Here is a 1,706-nt window from a genome sequence, read left to right on the forward strand (position 1 = left end):
CACTTGCGCAGATAGCCATGTGCCACTTTAACGCGCCCCCATCCTCCACCGAAGCGACCATAGTCAAGGTCAAGGAGAGTGACGTAGGGGATTCGCAAACTCGATAACAGGCGCCAGAAGTGATTGACATGACGCCCTCCAAGCGGCGCCACGCAGACACTGGACGCATCCGCTTCGACGCCCATGGCACTGAGCATGCGATGGAGCACGATGTCTTCGCTATCGCCTTCGCCCAGAACAACCAGCTTGGCAAAGTAGACCTCGGGATATGCCATGACCGCCTGGCGAACGAATTTTCCCGCTTCCCCTGCCTCATCCGGAAGAACAATTTCACTGACTTGCGTAATGCGATCAGCGTCAAGCCGGAGATGTCGGATGTGATCTGGATCAGCTCTGCGCAACATGGCGGGAGAGTGCGTGGCTACAATAGCTTGCCCGCCGGACTCGTCTTTGAGGTCTCGAAGTGCCTGGGTGACCCGCCCCAGATACTGGGGCGAGAGGCTGTTTTCAGGCTCTTCCACTGCAAGCAAAGTGAAAGCCGCTGGCCTCAGCCGAGCTAGATCAAAGGGTGTATCTGCGTCGGCCAACGCCGCGACATCAACTGCATGAGCAGCCAGCACCAGCGAGATGTAGAGCATTGACTGCTGGCCGTCGCTGAGCCGCTCAAAGTCCACTGATGGCGTTTCGTGGCCGGGCGAGAAGCGGACGCTCACCTGCTTCAACACCTCAGCCAGACCCCCTGTGCCAAAAGCAATGCTGGGGGAAGCGAAGAACTTCCCCTTGTGGAGCTTCCCCCACCCTGCCGTAAGTGCCCTGCCGAAGGCTTCAACGCCAGCGTTCTCTGTGACTGCTTTACCGAGTTGCTCGGATAGATCGTTAGCCTTACTACGCTCAGTCGTCCAATCCGCCGCACGAAGCGCCCTGCCGAGGAGCGAGGCCGCGCTGTAAGCAATGTGGTCAGCAGGGTTGCGTCTGGCCGGGAGGTAGTGAACCTGAATTGCTTGCCGATCAAGCTTGGGCATGCCACGGAGCTGGGTCGGCACACCGTCCGGATCGGCGGCCAACACGTATTCCAAGCGTTGCTCGATCTCTCCGCTCTCGTCCATCTCCGCAGTGAGACGAATCCGCACCCCGGGAACTTCGCCAATACTTTGCAGCTGCATGTGCGAGAAGAAGATTGGAACCGCAGCAGTGTCCTTACCCTCTTTCACCTCGGGAAAGGTGAAGTCTGCCTCGATCCATAGGCTGGCGGCTTTGCCTTCAATCGGCGCCTCCCCTATCGCCACATGGAAGTCGGAGGGCAGCACTGTCCGCATGGTCCCTGTGGTGCCAAACATCCGGGCCAATGCTGTCAGCACGGCTGTCTTACCCGCACCGTTAGGTCCAAGTAGGTAGGTCATCGAATCGAGCTTGATTTCAACCGGGTCCGGACCGAAGGACCAGAAATTGCTGATCCTAACGACTGCCAACTGCATGAACATCCCCTGTTCGACGCCCCCTGCGGGCACGCCATCGTATAGCTAGCGACGATCTTCTGCCACGCTATGATCCGCTTAAGGAATGCCACTCACAGCCGATAAGGCCTCTGTGGTGGAGTGCAAGGGATTGGCACGACATGGTCTCGCGCTCTTCGAGCATTGACAGACAGAATGGACTCAATATGGCCGCAAACATCCAAGAATATGTCGCAGAGCGCGGCATCAACC

The 1,706-nt window shown here is 58.2% G+C and carries 1 protein-coding gene; it reads right to left on the minus strand.

All coding sequences use genetic code 11. From position 1 onward, the window contains the following. Positions 1-1,481: ATP-dependent nuclease (locus AC1DR7_RS20290; protein ID WP_478076671.1), on the minus strand; the 1,481-nt coding region annotated here is incomplete at its 3' end. Positions 1,482-1,706: the final 225 nt, after the last annotated feature.

This window comes from Stenotrophomonas sp. P5_A9, from assembly GCF_056400525.1.